This window comes from Streptomyces sp. NPDC051684, assembly GCF_044453445.1.
GTDB lineage: Bacteria > Actinomycetota > Actinomycetes > Streptomycetales > Streptomycetaceae > Streptomyces.
Window position 1 is genome coordinate 140,932 of record NZ_JBITCS010000014.1, and the last position, 26,965, is coordinate 167,896.

A 26,965-nucleotide genomic window follows, 5' to 3' on the forward strand; every position below is an offset into this window, starting at 1 on the left:
GGCGCGCGGGGGGGGGGGGGGGGGGGCGCGCGGGCGGCGCGGGGGGGGGGGGGGGGGGGGGGGGGGGGGTGGGGGGGGGGGGGGGGGGGGGGCGCCCGCGCCCCCCCCCCCCCCCCCGCCTCCTGGTCAATCCGCCGCGCAGGGGCGGGAATTCTACGGGCGGCGACCCGGGGAGCGGGCATGGGGGCCGTCGGACCGAAGGGAGAGCAGGAAGCGGGCCCAGAGCCGGGCGGCGTTCCCAATTCTCGTCAGGCTAATGCAGGGCAGCCAGCGCAGCGAATACCGCGTGTGGTGTCGCTCACTGCGAACTCCGTGAAATCACCACTGCCATTGCGGTACACGATGCCAATTTCGTGCTCGGCGAGCAGGTTGCGAATATCCTCGCGAGGTAGTTCTGGAACCAATATCATTAACTGGAGCGGCTGCTTGTCGGTCAGGCTTCTCAGATGGCTTCGCGCGTAAAGGAGTTGGGCTAGGGCGTCAGTGATTGAACCGCTCGCTGAGCTTCCCGTAGTGAGATAGCCCGTCTGGGTAGTCGAGTTGAAGATCTCAAGTGTGAGTCGCTCCGTCGAATCTCGCATCGACAACTCTAGTTGTCCGATGTCCATTCCGGCTGCAGTCTCGCGCTCCTCGAAGCTGTCCGCCAGGTTGTCGCGTATCTCTTCTACCCGGGATATTTCGGTCTGTGGTTGCTCTAGTCGGCGCTTACGGCGGTACGCTCGCGCAAGTTTGCCTGCGGCTCGCTGAAACCTAGCTCTGGTGACAGTTGCTGGGCGGAGGGTGTCGGAAGCTCTGCGAATATAAAGGCCTATAGGGCGAAGCCGAAAGACAATGACGAAGCGGTCCTGGCCGTCTTCGTCTTTGGCCTGGCCCATGTCATACGGTTTGTGCTCGTCAAGCTTGAATGCACCTAGATACCTGTGCTTTTTTGTGTCCGTCCCTTCGATTTTCCCCTCGGCGGAAAATAAGTGCAGGGTGCGATTCTTCTTTGCGTGGTTCAGGATCGCAGCATTTCCGCCATCAAGGGTTTGGTGGCCACGCTTGCCGGTTCCGGTGTATGTGAAAATTGGACCTATCTCGTCGTCTTCGGCAAGCCATCCGTCGCGGTATCCATAGCGCCTCCCGACCGCTTCGTCAGAGAAGAGTAGGACGTTCCTCTTCTCGACGGCAGGGCAGATTCCGGCGTACCCGGATCCACCGAGCACTGGGTGGATTTCTTTGCGTGTGAGTATCTCGCCGGGTTGGAATCCGGTGGTGGGGGATGTCATGGTGCGAGGTTAGTCGTTGCAGTGCTCAAGTGGCGCCTGGAGTAAGGAAAGTTGAGCCTGCTGATCTTGTGGTGGTGGCGAGGGGGAGCGAAGATGACTCGATGAGTGATGCAACGGGGACGGTCGTCGCGAGCGTCGTCAGCTTGGTATCTGCGGTGATTGTGGCCGTAGTAGCCGGTGTGTACGCCAAGCGTGGGGCTGAAGCGGGTGGGCGTAAGGCGGTTGAAGCGGCGTTAGCGCAAGTGCAGGGTGCAGCGGCAGCCGAGCATTGGCAATGGGTACGTACTCAGCGGCATGCGGCATACGTGGGTTTGCTGGCTGCCTACAGCGCACTGGACGAGGTGGTAGGCAGCACCGCGCTTGAGGTGCGTGGCGGAACGGCGCTCGACGCGGCGGCGGGAGACGAGCTCCGTGCGCGACTGCTTGAACTTCAGGACAAGACAAGCCAGTTGGCTCTATGGAAGCCGAACGACGCGTACGTATTGGCACACAAGCTCTTCGACGGGTCCAAGGAGACGTTGAACGCCTTGCTTCATGCGTCGAGGGAGGGGGAAACGGGCCCGGGGCCTGCATGGTCACGCTTCTTTGCAGCCAAAGCCGAGATGAACCGGGCCTACGTAACCTTCCTCCAGAGGGCCGGAGAGGTCATCCGTGATCCGCAGCAACCAGTCAGCTAGAACTAGCGGATGATGTGCTGCGCTGCGCTAGGGCCATGGTGAAGTTCTGCCATGCACTAGGGCTCAGTATCAGGTGCTGCCGTGAGGTGGATTTGGAGTCTCGTACAGCGATCTGGCCGGCCATTGTTGCCACCTCAACGCACTCACCCCCCATGCCGTTGCTGTAGCTACTCCTGTGCCACTGCGTGCTCGACGACGGCATCATAGGGAGTACTCCTCCAAGAGTCTTGTCATTAGCAGGGCCGAGCGTTGAGGGCTCGACGCCAAGGCCCTCAGGTGGTCGAACGCCTTCGTGTAGAGGGCTACGTCCTTGGAGTCCTCGAGGTAGACGGAGTCCGTGAGTCCTTCCCGATAGACCATGTCGAGGTCCTCCTGCTCCGGGAAGCCGAGGAGCGTGTACGACCCTGTGGTGGGGTAAGCGCCAGCGTCGAATGGCAGTACCTGTACGGTCACGTTCTTCAACTTCCCAAGTTCCAGCATACGTTCGAGCTGACGGGTCATGACCGCCCGGTTACCCACCACATGCCGAAGCGCGCCCTCATGTACGACGGCCCAAAGGTCTGGCGCAGCCTCCTCAGTGAGTAGTTCTTGGCGCCGCATCCGCACGGTCACCATGCGCTGAACATCGTCGGGAGTGTGGTCGACCCAGGCGCGGCACTGCTCCGCCGCGTACTCATCGGTCTGGAGCAGGCCGGGAATGTACTCGGCCTGGTAACTGCGCAGGTTGGCGGCCGCCTGCTCGAGGCCGACGTATACGGAGAACCACGTGGGGATCGCATCGCCGTGTGCGTGCCACCACCCCTTTGCCTTGGACTCTTTCGCGAGCGACTTCAGAAGGGCGCGCAGGTCGTCAGAGGTCTCGTAGAAGCGGCATAGGGCATCCACATCAGAGGGTTGGACACGGACCCGCCCGGTCTCCATGCGGCTGACCTTGGAGCTGCTCCAGTCCAGTTCGGCCCCTACTTGGCTGCAGGTCAGGCGGCTCTCTTCACGTAGCCGCTTCAGCTCGATCGCGAGTCGACGTCGGCGAGCCGTGGGGGATCCGGTCATCACAACTCCTGGTGGGTTAGCGGAAGTTCAATCTCACCGGAAGAGACCTGAAAGGCCAATCACTCTAAAGGGGGATTCCCGATATGCACGTTGCACTTAGGGCCGCCCGCTGCGAATCTGTCACCGAGAGTCATTGCGCCCACCTCACTGGGTGACGGTCGCATGAAAGGCGGTCGAAGATGATCTATGCCGGGGGCTGTATGGGGAGAGAGCCTTGGGTTCATCGGTTCTGCGCTTCGGCTAACGAAGTTGCCGACCTGAGACGGACGTTGCGGCTGCGGCTCACCTTGTGGGGGTTGTGGGAGCAGATCGACGCGGCAGAGATCTGCCTGTCTGAACTAGTGGCCAACGTCATTCAGCACGTTGGTACCGGGACGCCCGTGATCTTGCGACTGGCCATCGAGGGAGCTCATCTCCGCATCGAAGTGGAGGACCCTGACGCGCGGTCGCTGCCGACCTTGCTCGAAGCGTGTGGCATCGCGGAGTCCGGGCGGGGTGTGGCCCTCGTTGACGCTGTGACCGAGCATCGATGGGGGGTGATTCTGAGGGGTGATTCCAAGGTGGTGTGGTGCGAGCTTGCCACGGGATCTCCCGTAGGGCGGAGCAGTCCAACTGGCCTCCGTGTCAAGCGAGCTGAGGCAATCCTCGACCTCTACGGAGCTTGGCGGTTACCGCACCACAGAGGGCTGGCACGGCAGGGCTCGCCTTTGAGCTTGGCGGCAACTGAGGAGGTGGCCGTTCGCGTCATGGCCGACATGCTGCACTGGCTGCGTGCGAACGGCTACGACCCCGACCACGTACTTGACCAGGCGCAGACCCATTTCGAGGCTGAGCTCGCTGAGGTCAGGTGAACGATCGCTGTACTGGGGGCCCGAGTGCATCGAACTGCGGGCCCCAGCGTGCCTATTTGCCTATCCTGCAGCAACCGCAGAGTAGGACCACACGTCTGCAGGCAGCTCATGGCGTAGGCGCCACGTGATGGCCATGGGCTTACTTCCCTTGTGGGTCACGTACGTCGCCGGCCCGAGCAGGATCCATGGCTGGGCCTTGCCGATGTCGGTGTCCTTATAGCGGCGCATGAACAGGAGGACGTGGCTGCCGCGCTCGGCATGCTGCTGGTAGCGCAGACCGGTAGGGGAGGTGTCGGCTGTCGCGTTCTGTGACTCCCAGTGGAACAGCTCCGGGCTCAGCGCGTAGTCCTTGTAGCGGATGGTGGGAGAGAAGTCCTTTTCGTTCTTCTCTAGAGTGATCAACAGCGCGTCAGTCTGGTTTGGCTCGTCCCACAGGACGCCCTGGGCGAATGAACCGGGCATCTGTCCGCCGAATCGAGCGACGCCGAACGCGGCCAGGATTTCCGACCGGTTGTAGGCGCTGTGGACCTTTAGAGGTATGTGGGCGTGCGGGCTTTCCAGCGGAATGGGGAAGTGGACGGATTTATCCATCACGTAGTCGAGGGCCTGCACCAATTCGCTACGGAGGGATCGTTGCGCGCGAAGCGATTCGAGCCCCGCCTCGTACGAGGTGAACCCGCCTGCCTTGTCCCAGAGATTAAAAAAGAGCATCCGCGCGTACGTCTGGTCGCGCAGGTCTAGGGATTCATAGCTTGGAGCATCATCGGATAGCAGGCGCTTATATGCCGCCGCACGCTCGGGATCGTCGACGTGCAAGAAGGAATGAACTCGCCTCAATAGGTCTTCTTCGCCGGCCTGTTGAGGAAATTCGTGGATTCCTGCGCGGCGCAGCACAGTTGTCCAGGAGTTGCTGGACTTGTAGAGCTCCTTGATGTCACGGCAGCTCTCCTTGAGGTAGGTGGCAAGCTGCGTCGTGCCGTAAGCCTTAACCTCTTTTGCGAGTGTCTGTGCTGTCGCTTTGATCTGGGTGCGGATGTTGTCCAGGACTAGGTCCTTGGATTTACCCTCCAAGATGATTTGGCAGCCAGATGGAAGTTGCGGAAAGTCTCGCTCGGCATGCTCAAGGAGCCGGTTACGTGACAAGTTAGTCATCGCGCGGAACTGCTCTTCGAATCGGAACTCGGCTCGGTGCTGGCCGATGAAGTCGAGCACGGTCAGTACTGGCTTGTTCGGAGTGCGGCGCAGGCCGCGGCCGAGTTGCTGGAGGAAGATCGTAGCGCTGCCCGTCGGTCGAAGAAGGAGCAAGGTATCGACGTCGGGAATGTCAAGACCCTCGTTGAACAGGTCTACGGAGAAGATGACTTGGATCTGGCCTGACTTGAGTTTGGCCAGGACTGCCTCGCGGACTTCTGGCTTCGACTGGCTATCCAGGGCCTCAGCCTTGAACCCCGCGTCGCGGAAGCACTGGGCCATGAAGTGAGCGTGCTTCCTGTTCACACAGAACCCTAGTGCCCGCATTTTTGCTGGGTCGGAGACCTTGTCCTGAAGCTGCTTGATAACGATGCGTACGCGCGCATGGTCAGCCGTCAGCAAGTCGCCGAGTTCGCTCTGATCGTATGTTCCAGAACGCCAGTTGAGACGGGTCAAATCGGTTCCGTCGGGGACACCGAAGTAGTGGAATGGGCAGAGCAGGTCGTTATCAAGTGCTTCCCATAGGCGCATCTCAGCAGCGATGCGGCCTTCGAAGAACTCGTCCTGCACATTAAGCCCGTCGGCCCGCTCCGGGGTAGCGGTCAGGCCGAGCAGTTGCTTGGGCTTGAAGTGCTTGAGGAAGCGGCGGTAGGTGGTCGTTGAGGCGTGGTGGAACTCGTCCACGACGATGATGTCGAAGTGTGCGGGGTCGAACTGTTCCAGCCGTTGGTCGGTGAGTGACTGGACGCTCGCGAACACGTGCATCCAATCGCGGGGGAGCTCGCCGGTATGCAACAGCTCACCGAAGGAGGCATCGTCGAGTACCTCACGGTACTTTCGCAGGGACTGCTTCAAGATCTCCTTGCGATGGGCTACGAAGAGCAGCCGGGGGTATTCGCGGCCGCCCATCTGATGGTGCAGGTTGCGGTAGTCGAGTGCGGCCATGACGGTTTTGCCCGTGCCCGTCGCTGCAACTAGCAAATTCCGCTCGTGGCTGCGCACTTCGCGTTCGACATGCAACCGTTCCAGCATGTCTGACTGGTGTGGATACGGGCGGACCTCAAGGCCTGAGAGGTTGATCTTGAGTTCGTCGGTTCCCGAGGAACCACCGGCGACGCCCAGGGCTTCGTCCAGTTTGGCTGCGTCGCGATCCGGGTCGTATGTCTCGAAGGCGATGTCGTTCCAGTATGAGTCGAAGCTCGCCTCAAACTTGTCCAGCACGGCAGGAGTTGCAACTGAGGACAGGCGGACGTTCCACTCCAGACCATCGAGGAGTGCCGCCTTTGAGAGGTTGGAGCTGCCGACGTACGCAGTGTCGAAGCCGCTGTTTCGGCGAAATAGCCAGGCCTTGGCATGTAGGCGCGTGGACCGCGTCTCGTAGTTGACTTTCACCTCGGTGCCGAAGTCACGGACCATCCGGTCCAGAGCATGCCGATCAGTAGCGCCGATGTATGTGGTGGTGATGACGCGGATGGGTACGCCCCTCTCGGCGGCCTCGCCGAGAGGGGCTTCCAAGGTGCGAATTCCGTACCACTTCACGAAGGCGCAGAGAAGGTCGATGCGGTCAGCAGTCGCCAACTCAGCTCGAAGTTCCGCACCCAGACTGAGGTCGTCATGTGCGTTGGTGATCAGAGCCGTTTCAGAGAGCGGCGTGAGTGGACGAACCCCGTAGACCCCCGGCGCTTCCGGCTGAACGAGCGCCATGAGCTGGCGGGGGCCATCGAGGATTTGGGCTGCACCTGGCACGCTGTCGTTGTCCGGCGCTAGCGATTCCAGTGAGGCGATGAGCTCGTTCGCCGCCGCGACCTGCTTGTCATGTGGGAGCAGCCGGAGGCGTCGATCGATGGCATCGCTGAGGTGGCGAGCCAAGACGTGGGGTGTGGACTCGGCGCTGACCTCGGCGTCGATAGCCTTCCAGCCGGCAGCTTCGAGGTGGCTCATACCGTCCCGAAGACCGTTGGTCATGAGCTTCTCGTACACGCCAGCTGCAGGCTGCTCTAGCCCGCGAGAGTCCGTCATCAGTTCCCCCTCGATGTTCGAGATGATCTGGCTCAGTTCTAACAGGGGTCACCGACATCTACGGGGCGGACCGTGCAGCCAACTGGTCGTGCTGTGCGAACTCTGGAGTTACGGGGTTAGCCGGTACAGCGTCAGGCCGGTACTCCGTGGCACCCCGAATACGCCACCCCCGACCCACACCAACACTCCGCCCCCGCCGCCGGAGGCCAAGCAACCGCACGCCCCCGCGCCGCCAGCGTCGTCGCGTACTGCGGGAGCAGCGACACGTCCTCCGGGGACGAGCCCTCCGATGCCGCGAAGGCCTCGTAGGAGGGGACCGTGCCCGTCACGATGCCGACGTTGGCCGTGCCGGATGTGGTCAGTTCGCGCAGGGACGTCTCGATCGACGTCGAGTGGGCCTCGTACGAGGGGTATTCCGAGGTCAGGGACGGGTACGCCGACAGGAGTTCCGTGTATTCCTGCGACGGCCAGTGGAGAACCGCCACGGGGAAGGGGCGGGACAACGCCTCCCGGTACGTGCCCAACTCCGCGCGGATCCGGGAGATTTCCGCCTGGAGTTCCGCCGGGTTCTCCGAGCCGAGGGCCCACGTGCGCTTCGGGTCGTGGAGTTCGTCGAGGGAGACAGGCGTGCGGTTGGCCTGGTCGGCGAGGGCGTCCCACGCGTCGTGGTCCGAGCCGAGCATGCGGCGCACGCGGTGGCGGCCGAGGAGCAGGGCGTGCTTCGCCAGTGGGACCCCTGCCTCCCGCTCCGACTGCGGGACCAGGAGGTTCAGCGCCTCCGTGAACGTGTCGTGGGCCTGTTCCAGCTCGTCGTGGGCCTCCAGGGACTCCGCCACGATCACCCAGGGCGCGGGGTCGCGCGGCGCCGCCGTGCGGACACCCGCGATGATCGCCCGGGCCTCCGCCTCGTGGCCGTACTCCCACAGGTTCGCCGCCTTGAGCGCGCGGATCAGCGCGGGCGACTGCGGGGACTCGGCGGCCAGCAGGTTGTCGTAGAGGGTCGTCGCGCGGTCGCGGGCCTCGGCGAGTTCGTAGTGGGCCGCGGCCTGGAGGAGCAGGTGCTCGGCGTCCTCCGGGTACATCGCCGCCGTGCGCTCCAGGCGCTCGGCTTCCGCGACATGGTTCGCACGGTCGGTCTCGGCGGGCGTTGCAGGGGTGTCGGGGCGCATGGGGGACACCGTACTGCCGGAAGCTTTCGCTGGGACCCGCCCGATCGGGTCGCGGACGCCCGGCCATCACCGTCACGGCTCCCGGCCGCCACCGTCACGGCTCCCGTGCACTCCCGCGTACTCCCCACGCCCTGCCCCTGGTGACTTCGCGCCCCGCGATCTATCTTGCGCGCGTGCTGCTGCAACGTATGCAACGTCCGCAACGTACGCGTACCGACCGGCCCGCCGTCATCGTCCAAGGAGGCCAAGGGCGGGACCGCAGGTCCACCGCCCGTCGTCTGCTGTGGAACGGCGCCGAGGTCGCCGTCACCCTCGGCCTCGTCGTGCTGCTGCTCGTGGTGCATCAGCTGTGGTGGACCAATCGGCAGGCCCGGGCCGGCGCCGATCGGCAGGTGCAGTCCCTTGAGCAGCAGTGGGGGGACGGGTCATCGGTCGGGTCCGGCAAACCCGACGACCGCACCGGACCCGCCGCCGGTACCGCCGATCCCACCGGCGCCCCGAGTGCCCCGAGCGACGACCCCTCCGTCACCCGCGACACCACCCCCGCCAAACCCGCCCCCCGGCCCAACTGGGACCAGGCCTACGCCATCCTCGGCATCCCCCGGCTCGGCCTGCGCGCCCCCGTCGCCCAGGGGATCAGCAAGTCCGCCGTCCTCAACCAGGGCTACGTCGGCCACTACCCGGACACCGCGCAGCCCGGCGGCGCCGGGAACTTCGCGCTCGCCGGGCACCGGAACACGCACGGCGAACCGTTCCGGTACATCAACCGGCTGCGGCAGGGGGACACGCTTACGGTCGAGACGAAGTCCGCCTCGTACACGTACGTCGTCGACAAGACGCTCGCGCAGACCTCGGCCGGCGACGGGGGTGTCATCGCGCCCGTGCCGCGCAGCGGGGTGGTGACCGGCGCCGGGTACCGGAACCCCGGGTACTACATCACCCTCACCACCTGTACGCCCGAGTTCACCTCCAAGTACCGGCTCGTGGTGTGGGGGAAGCTCGCGTCCATGCGCCCCCGGTAGGGCCCCGCCCCGCGTCCCCAGCAGTCCCGGGCACCCCCATTAAGCTGCCGTTTCGTGAACAAACGGCCTCATCTGCTCTGGCTCCTCGTCCCCTTCGTGCTCTACATCGGCGCGCTGCCCTTCGTGAACCGCGTCGAACCCGTCGTGTTCGGGCTGCCGTTCCTGTTCGTGTGGCTGCTCGCCGCCACGCTGCTCACGCCCGTCGCCGCCTGGCTGACCTGGCGAGGCGACCAGCGGCTCAAGCGGGACCGGTCGATCGAGCAGGGCCGGTCGATCGAGCGGGGCCGGTGATGAGCGACGCCGCCGTCGCCACCACCCTGTTCGGCGTCTTCATGGTCGCCACCGTCGCCCTCGGGCTGCTCGCCGTGCGCGGCAAGGGCAGCGGGGGCGGGCTCACCGAGTGGTCCGTGGGCGGGCGATCGCTGGGCGCCGTGTTCGTGTGGGTGCTGATGGCGGGGGAGGGGTACACCAGCTTCAGCTACCTGGGCGCTGCCGGCTGGGGGTACAACTATGGCGCCCCTGTGCTGTATGTCGTCGCCTATATGTCCTGCGGGTACGCCATCGGGTACGTCGTCGGGCCGTTGCTGTGGTCCTACGCGCGGCAGCACGGGCTCGTGAGCATCACCGACATGGTCGCCCACCGGTACCGCAGGCCCTGGCTCGGCGCCGCCGTCGCCGTCCTCGTCACCGTGTTCCTGCTCCCGTACATCCAGTTGCAGATCACGGGGATGGGCGTCGTCGTCTCGACGATCTCGTACGGTGCCGTCAGCCTCAACTGGGCCTATTTCATCGGGTTCGCCGTCACCACGTTGTTCGTGGTGGTCAGCGGGCTGCGCGGGAGTGCGTGGGTCTCCGTCCTCAAGGATCTCCTCGTCATCGTCACCCTCGCCTTCCTCGCCTTCTATGTGCCGCTGCACTACTTCGACGGCTACGGGGCGTTCCTCGACCGGCTCGTCGAGGAGAAGAGTGCCTGGCTGACGCTGCCGGGGAGCGGTGGATCGCCTTACGGGGAAGGGTGGTTCGCCACCACGACCTTCCTCAACGCCCTCACCGTCGTCATCTTCCCGACCACCGTCGCCGGGTACCTGGGCGCGCGGAGCGCGGACGCGCTGCGGCGCAATGCCATGTGGCTGCCCGCGTACAACGTGCTGCTGTTCGTGCCGATGCTGCTGGGGATGGCGGCGTTGTTCGTCGTGCCCGGGCTCACCGGGGCCGAGTCGAATCTCGCGCTGTTCAAGCTCGTCGTCGATTCGCTGCCCGCGTGGGTCGTGGGGATCGTCGGGGTCGCCGCCGCGCTCTCGTCGATCGTGCCGATGGCCGTCTTCATGCTGGTCATCGGGACGATGTGGGGGAGCAGCGTCTTTTCCCTCGTACCGCGGTGGCGGGGGGCCTCCCGGGCGCAGAAGGCCGGGGCGCAGGTCGTCGTCGTGGTGGCCGGGGCGCTCGCGCTGGTGCTCACGTATGCCGCGCCCAACACCCTCGTACGGCTTTCCCTCATCTCGTACGAGGGGATGGCGCAGCTCGTGCCGATGCTCCTGGTGGGGCTGTTGTGGCGGCGGTTGAGTCTGGTGGGGGCGCTCAGCGGGCTCGTCGTCGGGGTCGTGGTCGTGTGCGGGCTCGTGTTCAGCGAGCACGACCCGGTGTTCGGGATGAACGCCGGGATCGTCGCCCTCGCTGCCAATCTCGCCGTGACGCTGGTGGTGACGTACGTGCGTCCGGCCGATCGTGACGAGCGGCCGGACGAGGACGTGCTGGCCCGGGACCCGGTCGGCGCCGCGGGGTAGCTCATGCCCGGTGGCTACTCCTGCGCCTCGGCCGCCTCCACCGGACGGGTGCGCAGCGCCGACCAGGCCGGCAGCAGCGTCGCGGCCAGTGACAGCGTGACGGCGCCGGCCACGATCGCCCCGTAGATCTCCCAAGGCCCGGACGGCATCCAGGTGTTCGCCGCCGCATGGGCGAACGGAATCAGCGAGGTGCTCGCGGCCGCCGTGCCGAGCAGCAGTCCGATCGCGGCGACGATCAGGGACTCGATGGTCAGCGCCTTCATGACCTGGCCCTTCGTGGCACCGACCAGCCGCTGGAGCGCGAACTCCCGGCGGCGGCCGCCGACGGAGAGGACCAGGGTGTTCACCACCGCGAGCACCGTGTAGGCCACGATCATCGCGATCAGCAGGTAGTTGATCCAAGCCTGGGTCTGCGCGTCATCGGCATTGGCCTCGATCAGCGTCTCGCGGTCGGTGACGTCCAGACCCGGCGCGAGGTCCGCGAGATCGGCGACGGCCGCGGGCGAGGCGCGGACCAGGATCTGCGAGGGCCGGCCCAGGTCGGTGTGGGACGCGAGCAGCTCGGCGGGCAGGAAGGCCGTCTCGTAGCCGGGGCGGCCCTCGAACAGCGCGACGATGCGGACGTCGACCTCGGCGCGGTCGCCGAGGCGGAGCGTGAAGCTGTCGCCGACCGCCTTGTCCAGTGCGTGCGCCCGCTCGGTGGTCAGCGCCACGGTGGTCCCGTCGAGTTCTTCGAGGCTGCCCGCGACCGGCGAGACGGCCGTCGTGAGGGAGGCCTGCCGCGCGCTGACGCCCTGCAATGGGATGCCGTCCTCGTCGGTCGCGCCGTCGATGAAGCCGGTGCTCGTGGCGTAGGCGCTCGCCGCCTCGACGCCCTCGGTGCGGCGGACCTCGGCCAGGAGTGCGTCGGAGACCCCGCCCGCCGCCGGTGAAAGCACCGCGTCCGCCCGGAGGTTGGCCGCGTACGCCGAGTTCGTGGCGTCGATCTGCGTGGTCTGGAGATAGAGATTGCCGGTCGCCACGCCCGTCGCCAGCATCAGCGGTGTCACGGCGGCGGCCATGCGGACGGCGCGGACCCGGGCGTGCGAGACGGCCAGCTTCCCGCTGGAGCCGGTGAACCAACGCACCGGGCCGCCGATCAGCCACGCCAGCAGCTTGGTGAGCCCCGGACCGAGCAGCGCGAACCCGATGACGGCGCACAGCACCGTCGGTCCCGCGGTGCTGCCCGCGATCGGGCCGTCGAAGAGCAGGACGGTGAGGATCGCCAGCGCGGCGGCCCCGGACAGGAACAGGACCGCCAGGACGATCCGCAGCGGGTGCGCCCAGCGCAGCTGCACCTCGGCCTCCCGCAGCGCCTCCACCGGCCTGACGTTCACCCCGCGCCGGGCGCCGATCCAGCCGCCGAGGAGCGCGGTGATCAGCAGCGCGCCACCCGCGGCCGCGGCCGGGATCCAGCCCTGCGCGTACGTCACGGAGTCGGAGACGAAGCCCGTGTCCTGGAACTCGCCGAACAGCCATCGGCCGACCGGCGGTCCCGCGAACCAGCCCGCGCCCGCCGCGGCCACGGCGACCATCAGCGTCTCGGTCAGCAGCATCCGGCGCAGCTGGCGCTGCGTCGAGCCGATGGACCGCAGCAGCCCGAACTCCCGGCGCCGTTGGCCCACCGAAAGGGCGACCGTCCCGGACACCACCATGATCGCGACGATGGTGGTCATGCCGCCGAACGCCCCCGCCAGCGCCACCAGGTCGCTGCCGCCGGTCAGCACCTCGGGGAACTCCACGGTGCCCCGGCCGTCGCCGGACACGACCTTGAGCGGCTGCCCGTCGAGCGCCGTGGCGACCCGGTCGCGTACGGCACCGAGGTCCGTGCCGGAGTCCGTCGTCACGGCGATGTCCGCGACCGCCGGGGCGAGGGCCCGCGCCGCGTCGTCGGAGAGGAACAACGCCGCCCGGTCCATCGTCCGGGCGGTGTTCACCACCGCGCTCACGGTGTACTTCCGCGTACCGCCCCCGGCCGCGATCCGGACCTCGTCACCGGGGCCGACGCCCGCGGCCCGAGCCGTCCCGGTGTCCAGCGCCACCTCGCCGTCCCGCGCCGGCGCCCTGCCCTCGACGATTCCGTAGGGCGCGAAGGCGGCCGAGGCCCAGCCGTGCGCTTGTGCCTGCGCCTGCGCCTTCACCGGGCCCGCCCCGTCCCGTGCGTCCCGTACGAGCGCCGCGTCGAAGGTTCGCTCGGCGACGGCCTCGCGGACGCCCTCGACGCCCCGCACCCGGTCGAGTGCCGCGGCGGGCACGGGGACCCGCTCGGGCATGATCGCCGGATCCTCGGTGTCGTCACCCTTGGCGGGCGGGGTCACCGATCGGTCGCCCGTCACCACGAGGTCGGCCCGCGCGAGCCGCTGCGCGGGCGCGTTGTTGCGTACGCCGGTCTCCAGCAGCCCACCACAGGTCATCACGGTGACCGTGCCGAGGAAGAGCGCGAGGAAGGTGGCCGTCAGGCTCTTCCCCCGGTACCGGATGGTGCGCCTGGCCAGCTTCCACATGTCCCTCGTCCCCTCCGCCTGATCCCACCGATCACGCTAGGGACGAAGGTCGTGCGCGCCCATGGGAGTGGCGCCCGTGTACGGGGTGGGGAGAACCCCCGGGCCCTCGGAACGGTGGCGGGTTCAGGGCCGCTGATGAGAGCAGGGCAGGGCCGCTCGGACAGCGGGTTCAGGGCCGCTCGGGCACCGGCTTCCGTTCCCGCAGCGCGAGCAGCAGGACCGCCGCCACGAGTGCCAGCACCGCCGAGACCCCCAACACCGCGTTCGTGCCCTGGTCCAGGGCGTGTCGCGTGGTGCCGGTCGACGTGGCGACCGCGATCATCAGGGCCACGCCCGCCGCCGAACCGATGTAGCGGGACGTGTTGTTGGCGCCCGAGCCCATCGCCGCGCGGTCGGCCGGCACCGAGTCGACCGCGAGCAGCGGCAGCGCGGCGTTCAGCAGGCCGCTGCCGATCCCGGAGACGACGAGCCCCGGCAGCAGGCGCGTCCAGTCGCCCGAGCCGGCCGCGCCCAGCATCGTCGCCACGGCCACCGCGTGCAGCGCGAAGCCCACGGCAAGTTGGTGGCGCGGCGAGACCCGGCCCGCGAGCCGCCGCGCCTGGAGCGCCACCCCGAACGACGTCCCGGACCAGAGCACGAACAGGCCCGCCGTGCCCATCGCCGTCACGCCCATCGTGTGCTGCACGAGCGTGGGGACGTAGCTGAAAAGCGCCACGACGGCGAGACCGGTGAAGAACGCGCCCGCCGTAGACGCCAGGAAGAGCGGGCGGCGCAGCAAGGACAGGTCGATCATGGGCGCCCGGGTGCGGAGCTCGATGGCCGCGAACGCCGCGAGGAGCACGGCTGCCGCCGCGAGCAGGGCGGCGACGGGTGCGCGCAGCCAGCCGTCGCGGCCGAGCGTGAGCGCCGCGAGGAGCGCGACGAGGGCGAGGCCGAGGGACACCGCGCCGGGCAGGTCGGGGCGCCCGCCGCGCGGGGACCGGGACTCGGTGAGCGCGCGGGGTGCCAGGACCGCCACGACGGCCGTGGCCAGGGCCAGGGCCCCGTACGCCCAGCGCCAGTCGGCGAGGTCGGTGACGGCGCCCGCGAGGACCGGGCCGAGCGCGATGCCGCCGCTGACGAACGCGCCCCACACACCGGTGGCCCGTACCCGGCCCGCAGGCGTCGGGAACGCGTGCACGAGCAGGCCCAGGCTCGCGGCGAGGATCGCCGCCGACGCCGCGCCCTGCGCGATCCGGGCGAGCGTGAACAGGAGGGTGTTCGTGGCGAGCGCGCCGAGCGCGGTCGTGACGGCGAGCAGCGCGGTGCCGAGGACGAACGCGCGCCGCCGCCCGTAGTCGTCGGCGAGGCTGCCCCCGACCAGGAGCAGCGCGGCGAGGCCGAGCGGGGTGCCGTTCAGGAGCCAGGCCTGGGCGGAGAGTCCCGTGTGCAGGGACGCGGCCGTGTCGGCGAGCGTGATCATCGGCGCGGTGTACGTCATCAGGGCCACGGCCGTCGCCGCGCTCGTGACGGCGAGGGTGGCGGTGGGGCGCGGCGGCGCCGGTGAGGCGGTGGCGGGCGGCGCCTGCGTGCGTACGGGCTGTGGCATGGGTGGGCCCATCCAGACTTGGGTTCAGTGAATGAACTTACCGGGTTCGATGAACGTAGCACGGTAGGTTCGGTCACTGAACCTAATAGCCGGAAAGTGGCTACAGTGGGGCCATGGCTCTCGGCAAGGACTACGCGTCGCAGGAGTGCTCGCTCGCCCGCGCACTGGAGATCGTCGGCGAGCGCTGGACGCTGCTCGTCGTGCGCGACGCGCTCTACGGCGTGCGGCGCTACAACGACTTCCTCGTCCACCTGGGCATCCCGCGCGCCGTCCTCGCGACCCGGCTCCAGGCGCTCACCACCGCGGGCGTCCTGGAGAAGCGGCAGTACCAGGAGTCGCCGCCGCGCCACGAGTACGTCGTGACCGAACGCGGGCGCGGACTGTGGCCCGCCGTGCGGGCGCTCGGCGCGTGGGGCCGGGAGATCCCGGGGACCCTGCCGATGCGCGAGTTCCGGCACGCCGAGTGCGGCACGCCGCTCGGTGTCGTCGGCGAGTGCCCGAAGTGCGGGGGCGCGCCCGTCGCAGTGGAGGACGTGGAGATGCTGCCGGGCGGCGGGCTCGACCCCGACCCCGCCGATCCGGTCAGCCGGGCGCTGCTCGAACCGCGACGCCTCCTTCAGCCGGTCGTGACCGAGCCTGTATAACTGGCGGGACGAACCGGACCGCACGAGGGCGGAAGGAGGCAGGCGCATGGCACGTACGAGCGGAGGCTCCGCGACGTTGCGGCCCCTCGCCCTGCTGCTCTTCGTCCTCCTCGGTTCGGCGCTCGTCGACACCGGCAGCCTCGTCGGTGCCGTCGCGCTCGCCGCGACCGCCGCCGCGGGCTCCGCGCTCGCCGCCTGCGCCGTCCTTGCCGCGCGCTCCGCGCCCGCCGTGGCGCGCACCCGCGTGCGCACCGCCATCCGCGACCGCGAGCGGCGCACCGCGTTCCTGCCGCAGCGCGATCCCGACGCCTCAGGGCGCCCCAGGCCCCGAGCACCCGGACGTCTCGTCCCGACGGCCTGCTGAACCCTTCGGGTCCGCAGTCCGTCACGCCGACTCGGTTCTTCTTGATTCCGGCACGACGAGACCCCCGGAGGGCTCACCCATGTCGTCGTTCATGTCCGTATTCGCCGGCCTGGTCGTACACCTCGCCGACCTGCTCCAGCCGCTGCTGCACGCCTCCGCGACCGCCGCGGCGATCATCCTGTTCACCGCGTTCGTACGCCTCCTCGTCCACCCCCTGTCCCGGGCCGCGGCGCGCGGGCAGCGCGAGCGGGCCAAGCTCCAGCCGCGCATCGCCGAACTGCGCAAGAAGCACAAGAACAGCCCCGAGGCGATGCAGAAGGCGATCATGGAGCTGCACCGCGAGGAGAAGGTCTCCCCGCTGACCGGCTGCCTGCCGATGCTCTTCCAGATGCCGGCGTTCTTCCTGCTGTACCACCTGTTCTCCAACCGGAGCATCGGCGGCGAGCCCAACGCGCTGCTCGGCCACACCCTCGGCGCGGCGCCGCTCGGCGGCCGTTTCCACGACGCGCTCGCGCACGGCGGGCTCTTCGGGGAGCAGGGCATCGTCTACGTGGCGCTGTTCGCGCTCGTCGCCGTCGTCGCCACCTTCAATTACCGGCGCACCAAGCGGCAGATGGCGCAGGCGCCGCGGCCGCAGGGTGATCAGCCGGTGCCCGGCATGGCGGCGATGGGCAGGTTCATGCCGCTGATGTCCTTCTTCACCCTCTTCACGGTGGCCTTCGTGCCGCTCGCCGCCGCGCTGTACGTCGTCACGTCGACGACGTGGAGCTCGATCGAGCGGGCGGTCCTCTACCGGGACATGCCGTACGGGGCCGGGGCGGCGGCCGCGCCCGCGCTCTGAGTGGCGGTCCGGGTCCAGTCCGTGAACGGGGTATTGCGGACTGGACGTTCTCCTTGGAGGATCGACCAGTCCTCCGATGGCTGCACGCCGCACCGGGCCGTGGAGGCTCCTCCTACTGCAGAGGGAGTTACACCATGAAGCTGCTGCGAGTCGGTCCCGCCGGAGCCGAGCGCCCCGCGCTGCTCGACGCCGAGGGAACCCTGCGCGACCTGTCGGAACTCGTCACGGACGTCGACGGGGCGCTGCTCGCCGACGACGTCGTGATCGAGCGCGTACGGGCCGCTGCCGCGGCCGGGGAACTGCCCGTCCTCGACGCGTCGGGGCTGCGGATCGGCCCTCCGGTGGCCCGTATCGGCAAGGTCGTGTGCATCGGGCTGAACTACCACGACCACGCGGCGGAGACCGGCGCCGAGCCGCCCGCCGAGCCGGTCGTGTTCTTCAAGGCGGCCGACACGGTCGTCGGGCCCGACGACACGGTCCTCGTGCCGCGCGGCTCCGTGAAGACCGACTGGGAGGTGGAGCTCGCCATCGTCATCGGGCACACGGCCCGCTACGTCGAGTCCCACGAGGCGGCGCTCGCGTGCGTCGCCGGGTACGCGGTGGCGCACGACGTGTCCGAGCGCGAGTTCCAGATCGAGCGCGGCGGGACCTGGGACAAGGGCAAGAACTGCGAGACGTTCAACCCGCTCGGTCCGTGGCTGGTGACCGCCGACGAGGTGCCGGACCCGCAGGCGCTGGGCCTGCGGCTGTGGGTGAACGGCGAGCTGAAGCAGGACGGCACGACCGCCGACCAGATCTTCCCGGTCGCCGAAGTGGTGCGGTACGTCAGCCAGTTCATGACGCTGTACCCCGGCGACGTCATCAACACCGGTACGCCGGCGGGCGTCGCCATGGGCCAGCCCGAGCCGAAGCCGTATCTGCGGGCGGGTGACGTGGTGGAGCTGGAGATCGACGGGCTGGGCCGACAGCGGCAGGAGCTCAAGCCGGCGTAGGCGCTCCGCCTGGCTCGGCGGTGGGAGGGCACCCCCGTTCGGGGCGCCCTCGGCCCGGCTGGGCGCGTGTCTCCCGGGAGGACGGGCGGGCCGTTCCCATAGTTCGGCCATGGGAACTCTTCGTACCGTCATCTCAAAGTCACGATTGCCCGCCGGGGCCCTCGCGTCCGCGATCCTCGTCGTGGGGGCCGCCGCCGGGCCCGCCTCCGCCGACCCGCTGCCCGACGGGCTCGGGCCCTGCCTGGGGAGCAACTGCCCGGACTCGTACCCGGATCCGAACAATGGCTCGCTCGCCGGCCGCGACAACAACATCAACGTCTTCGCGGGCGGGAACTACCTGGTCCGCGAGGGTGCCGCCGAGGCGGAGGGCAAGGTCGTCACGCTCGGCGACTACGACCAGGACAAGGACCCCGGTACCTCGGCGATCTACAACGTGGGCGTCGCGGGGGTGGGGTCGCGTGTGCCGCCGGGCGACGGGACCGACTTTCTCACCGTCGGTGGGGACGTGAGCGTCGCGGCGGGGGAGCGGGTCGCCGTCGAGGACGCGGTGGCGCACGGCACGCTGCGGTACGCGGGCGCCCTCGACGGCGCCGTGGAGACGAAGTCCGTCCACGACGCCGACGCCGCCGCGCCCTACCGGGCCATCCGGCAGGACCTCACCGAGGCGAGCCACTGCTACGCGTACGAGGACGGCGCCCGCCGCGCCCCCACCGGCACCGCCGTGAACACCGGCGGCACGACGGTGTTCACCGGCGACGGCCGCTCCCCGATCCAGATCTTCGACGTCGACTTCGACATGCAGTCGGCGACCGGCGGCATGGGCGGGTTCCAGTTCAACGGCATCCCCTCGGGGGCCACCGTCCTCGTCAACGTCTACGGCGACGCGCGGAAGATCAACACGTACGAGAGCCTGCTCCCGGCCGAGCTGCGCGACCGGTTGCTGTGGAACTTCCCCGACGCCTCGGACGTGCGGCTCGCGGGCGGCACCCAGTTCTCCGGGAGCGTCCTCGTCGGCAACCCGTCGAGCACGACGACGATGACCATGTCGGGCACCAACGGCCGTATGTACACGGCCGGTTCACTCACCCACGGCGGCCCGGAGGGCAGCGGCGGCGAGGAGTTCCACGCCTACCCGTTCAACGGCGACCTGCCGTCGTGCGCCTCCCCGTACACACCCACGCCCACGCCGACTCCGACCGACGTGACGCCCACCCCGACGGACACCCCCACTCCGACGCCCACCGACAGCACACCCACACCCACCCCCAGCGAGACCACCCCCACTCCCACCCCGAGCGACACCACCCCGGCACCCCCGCCCGACGGCGGTGACAGCGGTGGCACGTCCGGCGGCGGAACCACCGGAGGCGCAGGCGGGGGCGGGGGCCACCTCGCCGACACCGGCACACCGTCCCTGGGCGCCGCGGTGCTCGGCTCGATCGCGGCGGCCACCACGGCGACGGGCGCGACGTTCGTCTTCCTGAGCCGCAGGCGCGCACGCTGCCGCTCGTGACGACTGCGGCTCGCGCTGCGCCGACGGCCTACGGCTTCGCGAGGAAGCGCTCCAGGGCCGCCACCACCAGGCGGTGGTCCTCGATCTGCGGGAGGCCCGAGACCACCACGGCGCCGACGACTCCCGTTCCCCGTACGGAGATCGGGAACGCGCCGCCGTGCGCCGCGTACGTGTCCGGGTCGAGGCGGGAGGCGTCCTCGAACGTCGTGCCCTTGGCCCGGAAGCGGCTGCCGACCAGGTAGGACGAGGCGTGGTAGCGCTCGACGACGCGGCGCTTGCGGGCGATCCAGGCGTCGTTGTCCGGGGTCGAGCCCGGCAGGGCGGAGTGGAAGAGCTGTTGGCCGCCGCGCGTGATGTCGACCGCGACCGGCGCCTCGCGTTCGCGGGCGAGGTCGACCAGGAGGTTGCCGAGGGTCCAGGCGTCGTCGTACGTGAAGGAGTTCAGGACGAGGCGGCGTTCCTGGTCCTCCAACTCGGGGATCTGCGGGGCGCCTTCGGGGTTCGTCACAGGGTCACCACCTTGGCGTCGCGGGCCGAGACGCGGGCCGCCTCCAGGACGTCGAGCGCGTCGGCGGCCTGCGTGGCGGGCACCGGGCCCGCGGTGCCGTCGCGCAGCGCCGCGGCGACGGCGGCGTAATACGCGGGGTAGTCGCCGTCGACCGTCGCGAACGGCCGGCCGCCGCCCGTCTGCGGGGACTCGCCGGAGCCGACCCGGCCCCACATCGACTCGCCCTCGACGCCCCAGGGCTCACCGGCCGTCGGACGCTTGCCGTCGCGCAGCGCGGCCTCCTGCGGGTCGAGCCCGTACTTCACGTAGCCGGCCTGCGAGCCCAGCACGCGGAAGCGCGGGCCGAGCTGGGCCGTGGTGGCGGAGACGTACAGGTGCGAGCGCACCCCGTTCGCGTGGGTGATCGCGATGAACGTGTCGTCGTCGGCCTCGGCGCCGGGGCGGCGCACGTCCGACTCGGCGTAGACGGAGACGGCCGGGCCGAACAGGACCAGGGCCTGGTCGACGACGTGGCTGCCGAGGTCGTACAGCAGTCCGCCGATCTCCTCCGGGTCGCCCGACTCGCGCCAGCCGCCCTTGGGCTGCGGACGCCAGCGCTCGAAGCGGGACTCGAAGCGCCAGACGTCGCCCAACTCGCCGTCCGCGAGCAGCTTTTGGAGGGTCAGGAAGTCGTTGTCCCAACGGCGGTTCTGGAAGACCGACAGCAGGACGCCCTGCTTCTCGGCCAGCTCGGCGAGCTCGCGGGCCTCGGCCGCGGTGCCCGCGACCGGCTTGTCGACGACGACCGGGAGGCCCGCGGCGATGGCGGCCTTCGCGAGCGGTACGTGCGTCTTGTTCGGCGACGCGATGACGATCAGGTCCAGCTCGTCCGCGTGCTCCCACAGCTCGTCGGGGGACGCGACGAAGCGCAGGTCCTCGCCGTGCTCGGCGCGGGCCTGGGTCTGGCGCTCGGGGTTCGAGGTGACGACCGTGTCCAGGGTCAGGCCCTCGGTCGCGGCGATCAGCGGGGCGTGGAAGACGGAGCCGGCCAGGCCGTAGCCGACCAGGCCCACGCGGAGGGCAGCACTCGTACCAGTCATGCCCCCACTTAAGCAACGGTGTTGCCAAAGTGCAAGCGCGAGAGACAATGGGCTGGTGACTGCACATGTGAGGAGGACCATGGCCGCGACCGTGGGCGCCAACCTGAGCGCCCTGCGCGGGCACAATGCTGCGCTCGTCCTTGACCTGCTGCGCACGGCGGGCGAGCCGGGGATAAGCCGTCTTGAGCTCGCCGAGCGCACCGGGCTCACCCCGCAGGCGGTCAGCAAGATCACGGGGCGGCTCAGGGAGGACGGTCTCGCCGTCGAGGCGGGCCGCCGGGCCTCCACCGGGGGCAAGCCGCGCACGGTCCTGCGGCTGGTCGCGGGCGCCGCGCACGCGGTCGGCCTGCATCTGGACCGCGACGAGCTGCACACCGTGCTGACCGATCTGTCCGGGGCTGTCGTCGCGGCACGGCGGGCGCCGCTCGACCTCGGGGCGGGGGCCGATGCGGTGCTCGCGGCGGCCGCGTGTGAAGTGGATCAGCTGGTGGGCGGGGAACAGGTCCTCGGCGTCGGCGTCGCCGTGCCGGGGCCGCTCGATCACGCGGACGGGGTGCTGCACCGGGTCACCGGGTTCCCGCAGTGGGACGGCTTTCCGCTGCGGGACGCGCTCGCCGAGCGGCTCGGTCTGCCGGTCGTCGTGGACAAGGACACGAACGCGGCGGCCCTCGGCCTCGCGCTCGAAGGCGAGGGCGAGCCCTCCTTCGCCTATCTCCACCTCGGTACGGGGCTGGGTGCGGGTCTCGTCCTCGACGGTGCGCTCTACCGGGGGGCGCGTACGGGGGCGGGGGAGTTCGGCCATCAGGTGATCCAGTTGGACGGGCCGCGGTGCGATTGTGGCAATCGGGGGTGCATCGAGGCGATCTGCCTCGCGGCGGTGGCCTCCGGCACGGACCGGGGGCTGGATGAGGCGGCGCGGGTGCTGGGGGAGGGGGCGGCGAATCTTGTGAGCCTGCTCGACATCGATGCGGTGTTGCTGGGTGGGCGCACGGTGGCGGCGCACGAGGAGCGGTTCGTACGGGGGGTGGAACGGGTCGTCGTGGCCCGGGTGCGTCGTGAGGGGGGCGGCCCCGCGATCCCCGTGCGGGCGGCACCCGGCGGCGACACCCAGGCGGTGCTGGGCGCGGCCCACATGATCCTGGCCCCCTTGTTCGGCCGGGCGGCCCCGTCGTAACGGCCCCGTGGCCGGGGCCGTCGTCCGGGGTGCGCGGCACCGGGGGCCGCCAGATCAAGCCCCTCCGGCGATTGAGGAGCGGGGTCCGGGGCGGAGCCCCGGGAGCGCAACGCCGGCGCCGGTGTGCGTTCGCTGAGCCGATCGAGGGAACCGCTGCGCGCGGCGCGGCGCACGAACCCCACCAGGCCGCCCCGCGATGGAAAGGTTCTGGCCCACGACTGTCGGGAACTCCGCGACCAGTGAAGGGCCTTCATGCGACTGCGCCGCCCGCTCGCCCTCGCCGCCACCACCCTCACCGCAACCACCCTCGCCGGCCCCACGCCGGAGGCCACCGCGGACACCGGCACCCAAGCCTGCGCGGCAGCCAACCGCGGCGACTTCCCCATCGAGACCCGGATCGACGACGGCCCCACCACCTACCACCCCGGCGCCGCCCCCCGGCGCTTCTCGCTCGATCTGACCAACACCACCGACGCCCGCTGCGCCGACCTCCACCCCGTCCTCGTACTCGTCGACCGGACCCGGAAGCTGACGCCGAAGCGCATCAGGCTGGAGTTCCGGGACGCGGGCCGCTGGCGGCCGGTGACCGTCGAGCGGACCGACCGGGACGAGAACATCGGCGTGTTCGACGACTTCCCCGGGTTCTCGGTCGGCGCGGGCGACACGGTCACCGTCGACGTCCGCCTCGCGTTCGCCGACGGCACCCCGTCCGACCGGGTCGTCGCCAACGCCGCGCTCGTCCGCCGCAAGGACGACGACGGCGAATGGGTGGGCGAATCCGACGACTACCCGTTCACCGTCGAGGAGGCCGACCAGGGCCCGACCCTCGCGGACGAAGCGGGCGAGCTCGCCCGCACGGGCCCGCGCGCCCTGCTCGGCCTCGGCGCCGCGGCCGGCGCCTTCTTCCTGGCCGGCGCGGCCCTCGTGGTGGGAGCCCGGCGGCTGCGCGTCGGCGGACGCTGACCGCCGGCCGTTCACCCACGTCTGCGACCATCCCCGCGTGGACTACCCGAACGACCAGGCCCCCGGCGCCCCCGTGCGCGACGGCATCCCCGAACACGGGCGCATCCCGAAGTACTACGCCGTGAAGGCCCAAATCGCCGCGCTCGTCAGCGAGTTGAGCGAGGGCGAGCCCCTTCCCGCCGAGCGGGAACTCGCCCTGCGCTACGAGGTGGCGCGCGAGACCGTGCGGCAGGCGCTGCGCGAGCTGCTGCTCGAAGGGCGGCTGCGGCGGCAAGGCCGGGGCACCGTCGTCGCGGGACCGAAGCTCGCCCAGCCGCTGTCCCTCGCCTCGTACACGGAAGGCGTGCGCAGGCAGGGGCGGCGCCCCGGCCGTACCCTCATCGGCCTCGAACGCTTCCCGTGCCCGCCCGCGCTCGCCGCCGAGATCGGCCTGGAGCGCGGCGAGCCCGTCTGGCACATGGAGCGCGTGCTGCTCGCCGACGACGAGCGCGTCGGCCTGGAGTCGACCTACGTCCCGGTGTCCCGGGTGCCGAGCCTCGACGCCGAGTTCGACCCCGACTCGTCGTTCTACTCCTACGTCCACGACCGCCTCGGCATCGAGTTCGGCTCGGCCGACGAGCGGATCGAGACGGTGCTCGCGACCCCGCGCGAGGCCCTGCTCATCGGCACGCCGCCCGCGCTGCCGATGCTGCTCATCCACCGGATCTCGTACGACACGGGGGGCCGTGCCACGGAGCGGGTGCGGACGCTTTACCGCGGGGACCGGTTCTCGTTCACCGCGCGTTTGGGTGCGGACGGCTGGTAACCACCGGTCTCTGGTCGGGGGTTGAGTCGGCGCGCCCGCCCCCAATAACAGAAAGGTAACGGGTCTGGGCCAAGCTTGGGTGCCCGTTCACCGTCCCGTTGCCGTGCCGCTTCGCGTGGGACACCCGCCGCCAGGAGCGTGGCCGCCGTGAGAGACAACGACCAGAAGCTGAGCGGCATCCGGTTCGACCGGGTGTCGGTCGCGTACGGCGGTACGACCGTTCTCGACTCCCTCGACCTGACCGTCGAGCCCGGCGAGGTGATGGCCCTCCTCGGCCCCTCGGGCTCGGGGAAGACCACCGCGCTGCGCGCCGTCGCCGGGTTCGTGCGGCCCGCGTCCGGCCGCGTGTTCCTCGGCGGACGCGACGTCACCGACCTGCCGCCGCACCGGCGCGGCATCGGCATGGTCGTGCAGAGTTACGCGCTCTTCCCGCACCTGCGCGTCGAGGACAACGTCGCCTTCGGGATGCGGGCGCAGAAGGTGCCCAAGGGCGAGATCCCCGCCCGCGTCGCCGAGGCCCTCGAACTGACCGGCATGGCCTCCTACGTCAAGCGCCACCCGCGCGAGCTCTCCGGCGGCCAGCAGCAGCGCGTCGCCATCGCGCGCGCCCTCGCCGTCCGGCCCGGCGTGCTGCTGCTCGACGAGCCGCTGTCCGCGCTCGACGCGACGCTCCGCTCCGGGATGCTCGCCGAACTGGCCCGCCTGCACCGCGAGTTGCCCGACGTCTCGATCCTGTACGTCACCCACGACCAGGTCGAGGCGCTCACCCTCGCCGACCGCATAGCCGTGATGGACAAGGCCCGCCTCCAGGACGTCGGCACGCCGCAGGACCTGTACCGCAGGCCGTGCACCGAGTTCACCGCCTCCTTCGTCGGCAACGCCAACCTTCTGCCGGTGACCGTCGGCGCGGCCGAACAGGGCACCGTCTCCTTCGGCTCCACCGAACTGAAGGTCCCGGCACAGCGCGACGCGGCGACCGGATCCACCGCCACCCTCTGCGTCCGCCCGCACCTCGTCGGCCTCGGCGAGGGCCCCAACTCCCTTACGGGCAAGGTCGCCGAGGTCCAGTGGCGGGGCTCCACGCACCGCCTCTACGTCGACGTCGACGGCCACCGCGTCAAGGCCGATCTGCGCGAACTGCGCGAGCCGCCGGTGCTGGGGGAGCGGATCACGGTGCACTTCGCGCCCGAGGACGCGGTGCTGCTCGGCGCCGGGGTCGCGTCGGAGGTGGCCAGGAATGGCTAGCGCCACGCTCGCCGCGCCCCGCCAGGGCACCACCAGGTCCCGTACCGGGAAGAGCACATGGATATGGGCGCTGCCGCCCGTCGCCGCTCTCGCCGTCGTCTTCCTCTACCCGCTCTTCCTCGTCGTCCAGCAGTCCCTCACGCCCGACACCGGCGGCACCTCGCTGAAGCCGTACGCCGACGTCTTCGCGTCCTCCGCGTTCCGCGATGCGCTCGGCACCACGGTGTGGCTGGCCGTCGGGTCCACCGCCGGCTGTCTCGTCCTCGGCTTCGCGCTCGCGCTGATCGTCGCGTTCGTGCCGTTCCCCGGCGCGAAGGCGGTCGCCCGCTTCATCGACGTGTTCCTGTCCTTCCCCTCCTTCCTGATCACGCTCGCCCTGCTGTTCGTGTACGGGCAGGTGGGCATGGCCAACGGGCTGTGGACGGACGCCACCGGCGCCGCCACCGGGCCCTTCCAGTTCCTGGCCACGCCGTGGGGTGTGCTGCTCGCCGAGATCACCTACTTCACGCCCTTCGTGATGCGCCCGCTGCTCGCGGCGTTCTCGCAGGTGGAGACGGGGCAGCTGGAGGTCGCCGCGTCGCTCGGGGCGCGGCCCGCCCGGACCGTGCGGCAGGTGATCCTGCCGGAGGCGCTGCCCGCGCTTGCCGCCGGCGGTTCGCTGGTCCTCGTCCTGTGCCTCAACGAGTTCGGCATCGTCCTGTTCACCGGCGCCAAGGGCGTCACGACGCTCCCGACGCTCGTCTACAGCAAGGCGATCCTGGAGTCCGACTACCCGGGCGCCTGCGTGGTCGCCGTCGTCAACGTCCTCGTCTCCGTGGGCCTCTACGGCCTGTACCGGGTGGTGAGCCGCCGTGTTGGTTCATAGCAAGGCCGGCCGGTGGGCCGCCTGGGTCGTCTTCTTCGTCCTGTTCCTGCCGCTCTTCGCGCTGCCGCTGCTCGTCGTGCTCGCGGCGTCCTTCGCCACGAACTGGTCGGGCGCCCTGCCCTCCGGGTTCACCGGCGGCCACTACGAGGCCGCCACCAGCGGAGACTCCCTCACCGCCCTGACGACCAGCCTGGTCACGGCCGTCGTCGCGAGCGTGCTCGCGCTGGTCGTCGGCGGCTGGGCCGCGCTCTCCGCCGCCGCGCTGAGGAAGCGCGGACGCCTCGTCCTCGACGCCCTGTTCATGCTGCCGGTCGCCGTGCCGTCCGTGGTCGTCGGCCTCGCCGTCCTCGTGGCGTTCAGCCGGCCGCCGATGCTGCTCAACGGCACCCGCTGGATCGTGATCATCGCGCACACGATCCTGGTCACGGCGTTCGCCTACCAGTCGGTCTCCGCCGCCCTCCAGCGCCTCGACCCGGCGTACGAACAGGCCGCGGCCTCCCTGGGCGCCCGGCCCGCGTACGTCCTGTGGAAGGTGAAGCTGCCGCTGCTGCTGCCCTCCCTGAACGCCGCCGCGGGCCTCTGCTTCGCCCTGTCCATGGGCGAGTTGAGCGCCACGATGATGCTCTACCCGCCGGACTGGATGCCGCTCCCGGTGCAGATCTACGCGACCACCGACCGCGGCTCCCTGTTCACCGGCTCCGCCATCGCGGTGGTCCTGATGGCCGCCACGCTGCTCGTCCTGCTGGCCTTCTCGCGGATCCGCACCAAGGCCTCGTACCGCTAACAAGCCCATCCGACACGGGAGTTCAC

At 69.8% G+C, this 26,965-nt stretch carries 25 protein-coding genes; 16 read left to right on the forward strand and 9 right to left on the reverse strand.

Features of this window, described 5'->3' with window-relative positions; genetic code table 11:
* Positions 1-248: 248 nt before the first annotated feature.
* Complete coding sequence (locus ACIA8D_RS18870) at positions 249-1,268, reverse strand: hypothetical protein (protein WP_399233464.1); 1,020 nt, start codon at positions 1,266-1,268, stop codon at positions 249-251.
* Between the two features lie 101 nt (positions 1,269-1,369).
* On the opposite strand from ACIA8D_RS18870, the gene ACIA8D_RS18875 reads away from it, so the two are divergent.
* Positions 1,370-1,945: a hypothetical protein gene (locus ACIA8D_RS18875; protein ID WP_399233465.1), complete on the forward strand. Its 576-nt coding sequence runs from the start codon at positions 1,370-1,372 to the stop codon at positions 1,943-1,945.
* On the opposite strand, the gene ACIA8D_RS18880 is transcribed toward ACIA8D_RS18875, so the two are convergent.
* Both ACIA8D_RS18880 and ACIA8D_RS18885 read right to left on the reverse strand, forming a co-directional pair.
* Positions 1,938-2,150 (reverse strand): DUF397 domain-containing protein, encoded by a 213-nt coding sequence (locus ACIA8D_RS18880; RefSeq protein ID WP_399233467.1) that lies wholly within the window; start codon positions 2,148-2,150, stop codon positions 1,938-1,940. The two genes, ACIA8D_RS18875 and ACIA8D_RS18880, sit on opposite strands and share 8 nt — an antisense overlap.
* On the reverse strand, positions 2,147-2,995 hold the full coding sequence (locus ACIA8D_RS18885; protein WP_399233470.1) for a helix-turn-helix domain-containing protein: 849 nt from the start codon (positions 2,993-2,995) through the stop codon (positions 2,147-2,149). The genes ACIA8D_RS18880 and ACIA8D_RS18885 overlap by 4 nt, the downstream gene beginning before the upstream one ends.
* A 296-nt stretch (positions 2,996-3,291) precedes the next feature.
* Here ACIA8D_RS18885 and ACIA8D_RS18890 point away from each other — a divergent pair, with 296 nt between their 5' ends.
* Positions 3,292-3,846 (forward strand): ATP-binding protein, encoded by a 555-nt coding sequence (locus ACIA8D_RS18890; protein WP_399233472.1) that lies wholly within the window; start codon positions 3,292-3,294, stop codon positions 3,844-3,846.
* 60 nt (positions 3,847-3,906) lie between these two features.
* On the opposite strand, the gene ACIA8D_RS18895 is transcribed toward ACIA8D_RS18890, so the two are convergent.
* Both ACIA8D_RS18895 and ACIA8D_RS18900 read right to left on the reverse strand, forming a co-directional pair.
* On the reverse strand, positions 3,907-7,056 hold the full coding sequence (locus ACIA8D_RS18895; protein ID WP_399233473.1) for a DUF3427 domain-containing protein: 3,150 nt from the start codon (positions 7,054-7,056) through the stop codon (positions 3,907-3,909).
* 131 nt (positions 7,057-7,187) lie between these two features.
* Entirely contained in the window at positions 7,188-8,225 is a 1,038-nt protein-coding gene (locus tag ACIA8D_RS18900; RefSeq protein WP_399233476.1) for a hypothetical protein, read from the reverse strand.
* Between the two features lie 173 nt (positions 8,226-8,398).
* Between ACIA8D_RS18900 and ACIA8D_RS18905 the strand changes: the two genes are divergently transcribed.
* The 3 genes from ACIA8D_RS18905 to ACIA8D_RS18915 are packed head-to-tail and all read left to right on the forward strand — an operon-like array spanning position 8,399 to position 11,031.
* The gene (locus ACIA8D_RS18905) at positions 8,399-9,247 is read left to right on the forward strand and encodes a class E sortase (protein ID WP_399233478.1); all 849 of its coding nucleotides are present in this window, start codon (positions 8,399-8,401) and stop codon (positions 9,245-9,247) included.
* Between the two features lie 54 nt (positions 9,248-9,301).
* Entirely contained in the window at positions 9,302-9,538 is a 237-nt protein-coding gene (locus tag ACIA8D_RS18910) for a DUF3311 domain-containing protein (RefSeq protein WP_399233480.1), read from the forward strand.
* On the forward strand, positions 9,538-11,031 hold the full coding sequence (locus tag ACIA8D_RS18915; RefSeq protein WP_399233482.1) for a sodium:solute symporter: 1,494 nt from the start codon (positions 9,538-9,540) through the stop codon (positions 11,029-11,031). The genes ACIA8D_RS18910 and ACIA8D_RS18915 overlap by 1 nt, the downstream gene beginning before the upstream one ends.
* Positions 11,032-11,045: 14 nt before the next feature.
* Here the strand turns inward: ACIA8D_RS18915 and ACIA8D_RS18920 are convergent, their stop codons facing one another.
* Positions 11,046-13,574, reverse strand: a complete 2,529-nt coding sequence (locus ACIA8D_RS18920) for an FtsX-like permease family protein (protein WP_399233484.1) — start codon at positions 13,572-13,574, stop codon at positions 11,046-11,048.
* Between the two features lie 169 nt (positions 13,575-13,743).
* A complete protein-coding gene (locus tag ACIA8D_RS18925; RefSeq protein WP_399233486.1) occupies positions 13,744-15,162 on the reverse strand; it encodes an MFS transporter in 1,419 nt (472 codons plus the stop codon).
* A 113-nt stretch (positions 15,163-15,275) separates the two neighbouring features.
* Between ACIA8D_RS18925 and ACIA8D_RS18930 the strand changes: the two genes are divergently transcribed.
* The 5 genes from ACIA8D_RS18930 to ACIA8D_RS18950 all read left to right on the forward strand — a co-directional run bounded on the left by ACIA8D_RS18930 (position 15,276) and on the right by ACIA8D_RS18950 (position 19,516).
* Positions 15,276-15,806 carry a winged helix-turn-helix transcriptional regulator gene (locus tag ACIA8D_RS18930; RefSeq protein WP_399233487.1) on the forward strand — a complete coding sequence of 177 codons (531 nt, stop codon included), beginning with the start codon at positions 15,276-15,278 and terminating at the stop codon, positions 15,804-15,806.
* A 46-nt stretch (positions 15,807-15,852) separates the two neighbouring features.
* Positions 15,853-16,170, forward strand: coding sequence for a DUF6412 domain-containing protein (locus ACIA8D_RS18935; protein ID WP_399233489.1), 318 nt, complete (start codon positions 15,853-15,855; stop codon positions 16,168-16,170).
* Between the two features lie 79 nt (positions 16,171-16,249).
* Positions 16,250-17,011, forward strand: coding sequence for a YidC/Oxa1 family membrane protein insertase (locus ACIA8D_RS18940; RefSeq protein ID WP_399233491.1), 762 nt, complete (start codon positions 16,250-16,252; stop codon positions 17,009-17,011).
* A 134-nt stretch (positions 17,012-17,145) separates the two neighbouring features.
* On the forward strand, positions 17,146-18,003 hold the full coding sequence (locus tag ACIA8D_RS18945) for a fumarylacetoacetate hydrolase family protein (RefSeq protein ID WP_399233493.1): 858 nt from the start codon (positions 17,146-17,148) through the stop codon (positions 18,001-18,003).
* Positions 18,004-18,112: 109 nt separating this feature from the next.
* Complete coding sequence (locus ACIA8D_RS18950; protein ID WP_399233495.1) at positions 18,113-19,516, forward strand: choice-of-anchor A family protein; 1,404 nt, start codon at positions 18,113-18,115, stop codon at positions 19,514-19,516.
* A 28-nt stretch (positions 19,517-19,544) separates the two neighbouring features.
* Here ACIA8D_RS18950 and ACIA8D_RS18955 read toward each other — a convergent pair whose 3' ends face one another.
* Positions 19,545-20,024, reverse strand: a complete 480-nt coding sequence (locus ACIA8D_RS18955; RefSeq protein WP_399233496.1) for a heme-degrading domain-containing protein — start codon at positions 20,022-20,024, stop codon at positions 19,545-19,547.
* Positions 20,021-21,103, reverse strand: a complete 1,083-nt coding sequence (locus ACIA8D_RS18960) for a Gfo/Idh/MocA family oxidoreductase (protein WP_399233498.1) — start codon at positions 21,101-21,103, stop codon at positions 20,021-20,023. The genes ACIA8D_RS18955 and ACIA8D_RS18960 overlap by 4 nt, the downstream gene beginning before the upstream one ends.
* Before the next feature lie 79 nt (positions 21,104-21,182).
* On the opposite strand from ACIA8D_RS18960, the gene ACIA8D_RS18965 reads away from it, so the two are divergent.
* From ACIA8D_RS18965 to ACIA8D_RS18990, 6 genes are all read left to right on the forward strand, one after another.
* Positions 21,183-22,277: an ROK family protein gene (locus tag ACIA8D_RS18965; RefSeq protein WP_399233500.1), complete on the forward strand. Its 1,095-nt coding sequence runs from the start codon at positions 21,183-21,185 to the stop codon at positions 22,275-22,277.
* A gap of 252 nt (positions 22,278-22,529) precedes the next feature.
* Positions 22,530-23,240 carry a hypothetical protein gene (locus ACIA8D_RS18970; protein ID WP_399233502.1) on the forward strand — a complete coding sequence of 237 codons (711 nt, stop codon included), beginning with the start codon at positions 22,530-22,532 and terminating at the stop codon, positions 23,238-23,240.
* A gap of 37 nt (positions 23,241-23,277) precedes the next feature.
* On the forward strand, positions 23,278-24,045 hold the full coding sequence (locus tag ACIA8D_RS18975; RefSeq protein ID WP_399233503.1) for a GntR family transcriptional regulator: 768 nt from the start codon (positions 23,278-23,280) through the stop codon (positions 24,043-24,045).
* Positions 24,046-24,192: 147 nt separating this feature from the next.
* Complete coding sequence (locus ACIA8D_RS18980; protein WP_399233505.1) at positions 24,193-25,290, forward strand: ABC transporter ATP-binding protein; 1,098 nt, start codon at positions 24,193-24,195, stop codon at positions 25,288-25,290.
* Complete coding sequence (locus ACIA8D_RS18985; protein WP_399233506.1) at positions 25,283-26,155, forward strand: 2-aminoethylphosphonate ABC transporter permease subunit; 873 nt, start codon at positions 25,283-25,285, stop codon at positions 26,153-26,155. The genes ACIA8D_RS18980 and ACIA8D_RS18985 overlap by 8 nt, the downstream gene beginning before the upstream one ends.
* A complete protein-coding gene (locus ACIA8D_RS18990) occupies positions 26,142-26,939 on the forward strand; it encodes an ABC transporter permease (protein WP_399233508.1) in 798 nt (265 codons plus the stop codon). The genes ACIA8D_RS18985 and ACIA8D_RS18990 overlap by 14 nt, the downstream gene beginning before the upstream one ends.
* Positions 26,940-26,965: the final 26 nt, after the last annotated feature.

What these genes read in the sequence shown, in the direction of transcription:
- ACIA8D_RS18870 (WP_399233464.1), bottom strand. Translation starts at nt 1,268, where the DNA reads ATGACATCCCCCACCACCGGATTCCAACCCGGCGAGATACTCACACGC.
- ACIA8D_RS18875 (WP_399233465.1), top strand. Translation starts at nt 1,370, where the DNA reads ATGAGTGATGCAACGGGGACGGTCGTCGCGAGCGTCGTCAGCTTGGTA.
- ACIA8D_RS18880 (WP_399233467.1), bottom strand. Translation starts at nt 2,150, where the DNA reads ATGATGCCGTCGTCGAGCACGCAGTGGCACAGGAGTAGCTACAGCAAC.
- ACIA8D_RS18885 (WP_399233470.1), bottom strand. Translation starts at nt 2,995, where the DNA reads ATGACCGGATCCCCCACGGCTCGCCGACGTCGACTCGCGATCGAGCTG.
- ACIA8D_RS18895 (WP_399233473.1), bottom strand. Translation starts at nt 7,056, where the DNA reads ATGACGGACTCTCGCGGGCTAGAGCAGCCTGCAGCTGGCGTGTACGAG.
- ACIA8D_RS18900 (WP_399233476.1), bottom strand. Translation starts at nt 8,225, where the DNA reads ATGCGCCCCGACACCCCTGCAACGCCCGCCGAGACCGACCGTGCGAAC.
- ACIA8D_RS18915 (WP_399233482.1), top strand. Translation starts at nt 9,538, where the DNA reads ATGAGCGACGCCGCCGTCGCCACCACCCTGTTCGGCGTCTTCATGGTC.
- ACIA8D_RS18920 (WP_399233484.1), bottom strand. Translation starts at nt 13,574, where the DNA reads ATGTGGAAGCTGGCCAGGCGCACCATCCGGTACCGGGGGAAGAGCCTG.
- ACIA8D_RS18925 (WP_399233486.1), bottom strand. Translation starts at nt 15,162, where the DNA reads ATGCCACAGCCCGTACGCACGCAGGCGCCGCCCGCCACCGCCTCACCG.
- ACIA8D_RS18930 (WP_399233487.1), top strand. Translation starts at nt 15,276, where the DNA reads ATGGCTCTCGGCAAGGACTACGCGTCGCAGGAGTGCTCGCTCGCCCGC.
- ACIA8D_RS18935 (WP_399233489.1), top strand. Translation starts at nt 15,853, where the DNA reads ATGGCACGTACGAGCGGAGGCTCCGCGACGTTGCGGCCCCTCGCCCTG.
- ACIA8D_RS18940 (WP_399233491.1), top strand. Translation starts at nt 16,250, where the DNA reads ATGTCGTCGTTCATGTCCGTATTCGCCGGCCTGGTCGTACACCTCGCC.
- ACIA8D_RS18945 (WP_399233493.1), top strand. Translation starts at nt 17,146, where the DNA reads ATGAAGCTGCTGCGAGTCGGTCCCGCCGGAGCCGAGCGCCCCGCGCTG.
- ACIA8D_RS18950 (WP_399233495.1), top strand. Translation starts at nt 18,113, where the DNA reads ATGGGAACTCTTCGTACCGTCATCTCAAAGTCACGATTGCCCGCCGGG.
- ACIA8D_RS18960 (WP_399233498.1), bottom strand. Translation starts at nt 21,103, where the DNA reads ATGACTGGTACGAGTGCTGCCCTCCGCGTGGGCCTGGTCGGCTACGGC.
- ACIA8D_RS18965 (WP_399233500.1), top strand. Translation starts at nt 21,183, where the DNA reads ATGGCCGCGACCGTGGGCGCCAACCTGAGCGCCCTGCGCGGGCACAAT.
- ACIA8D_RS18970 (WP_399233502.1), top strand. Translation starts at nt 22,530, where the DNA reads ATGCGACTGCGCCGCCCGCTCGCCCTCGCCGCCACCACCCTCACCGCA.
- ACIA8D_RS18985 (WP_399233506.1), top strand. Translation starts at nt 25,283, where the DNA reads ATGGCTAGCGCCACGCTCGCCGCGCCCCGCCAGGGCACCACCAGGTCC.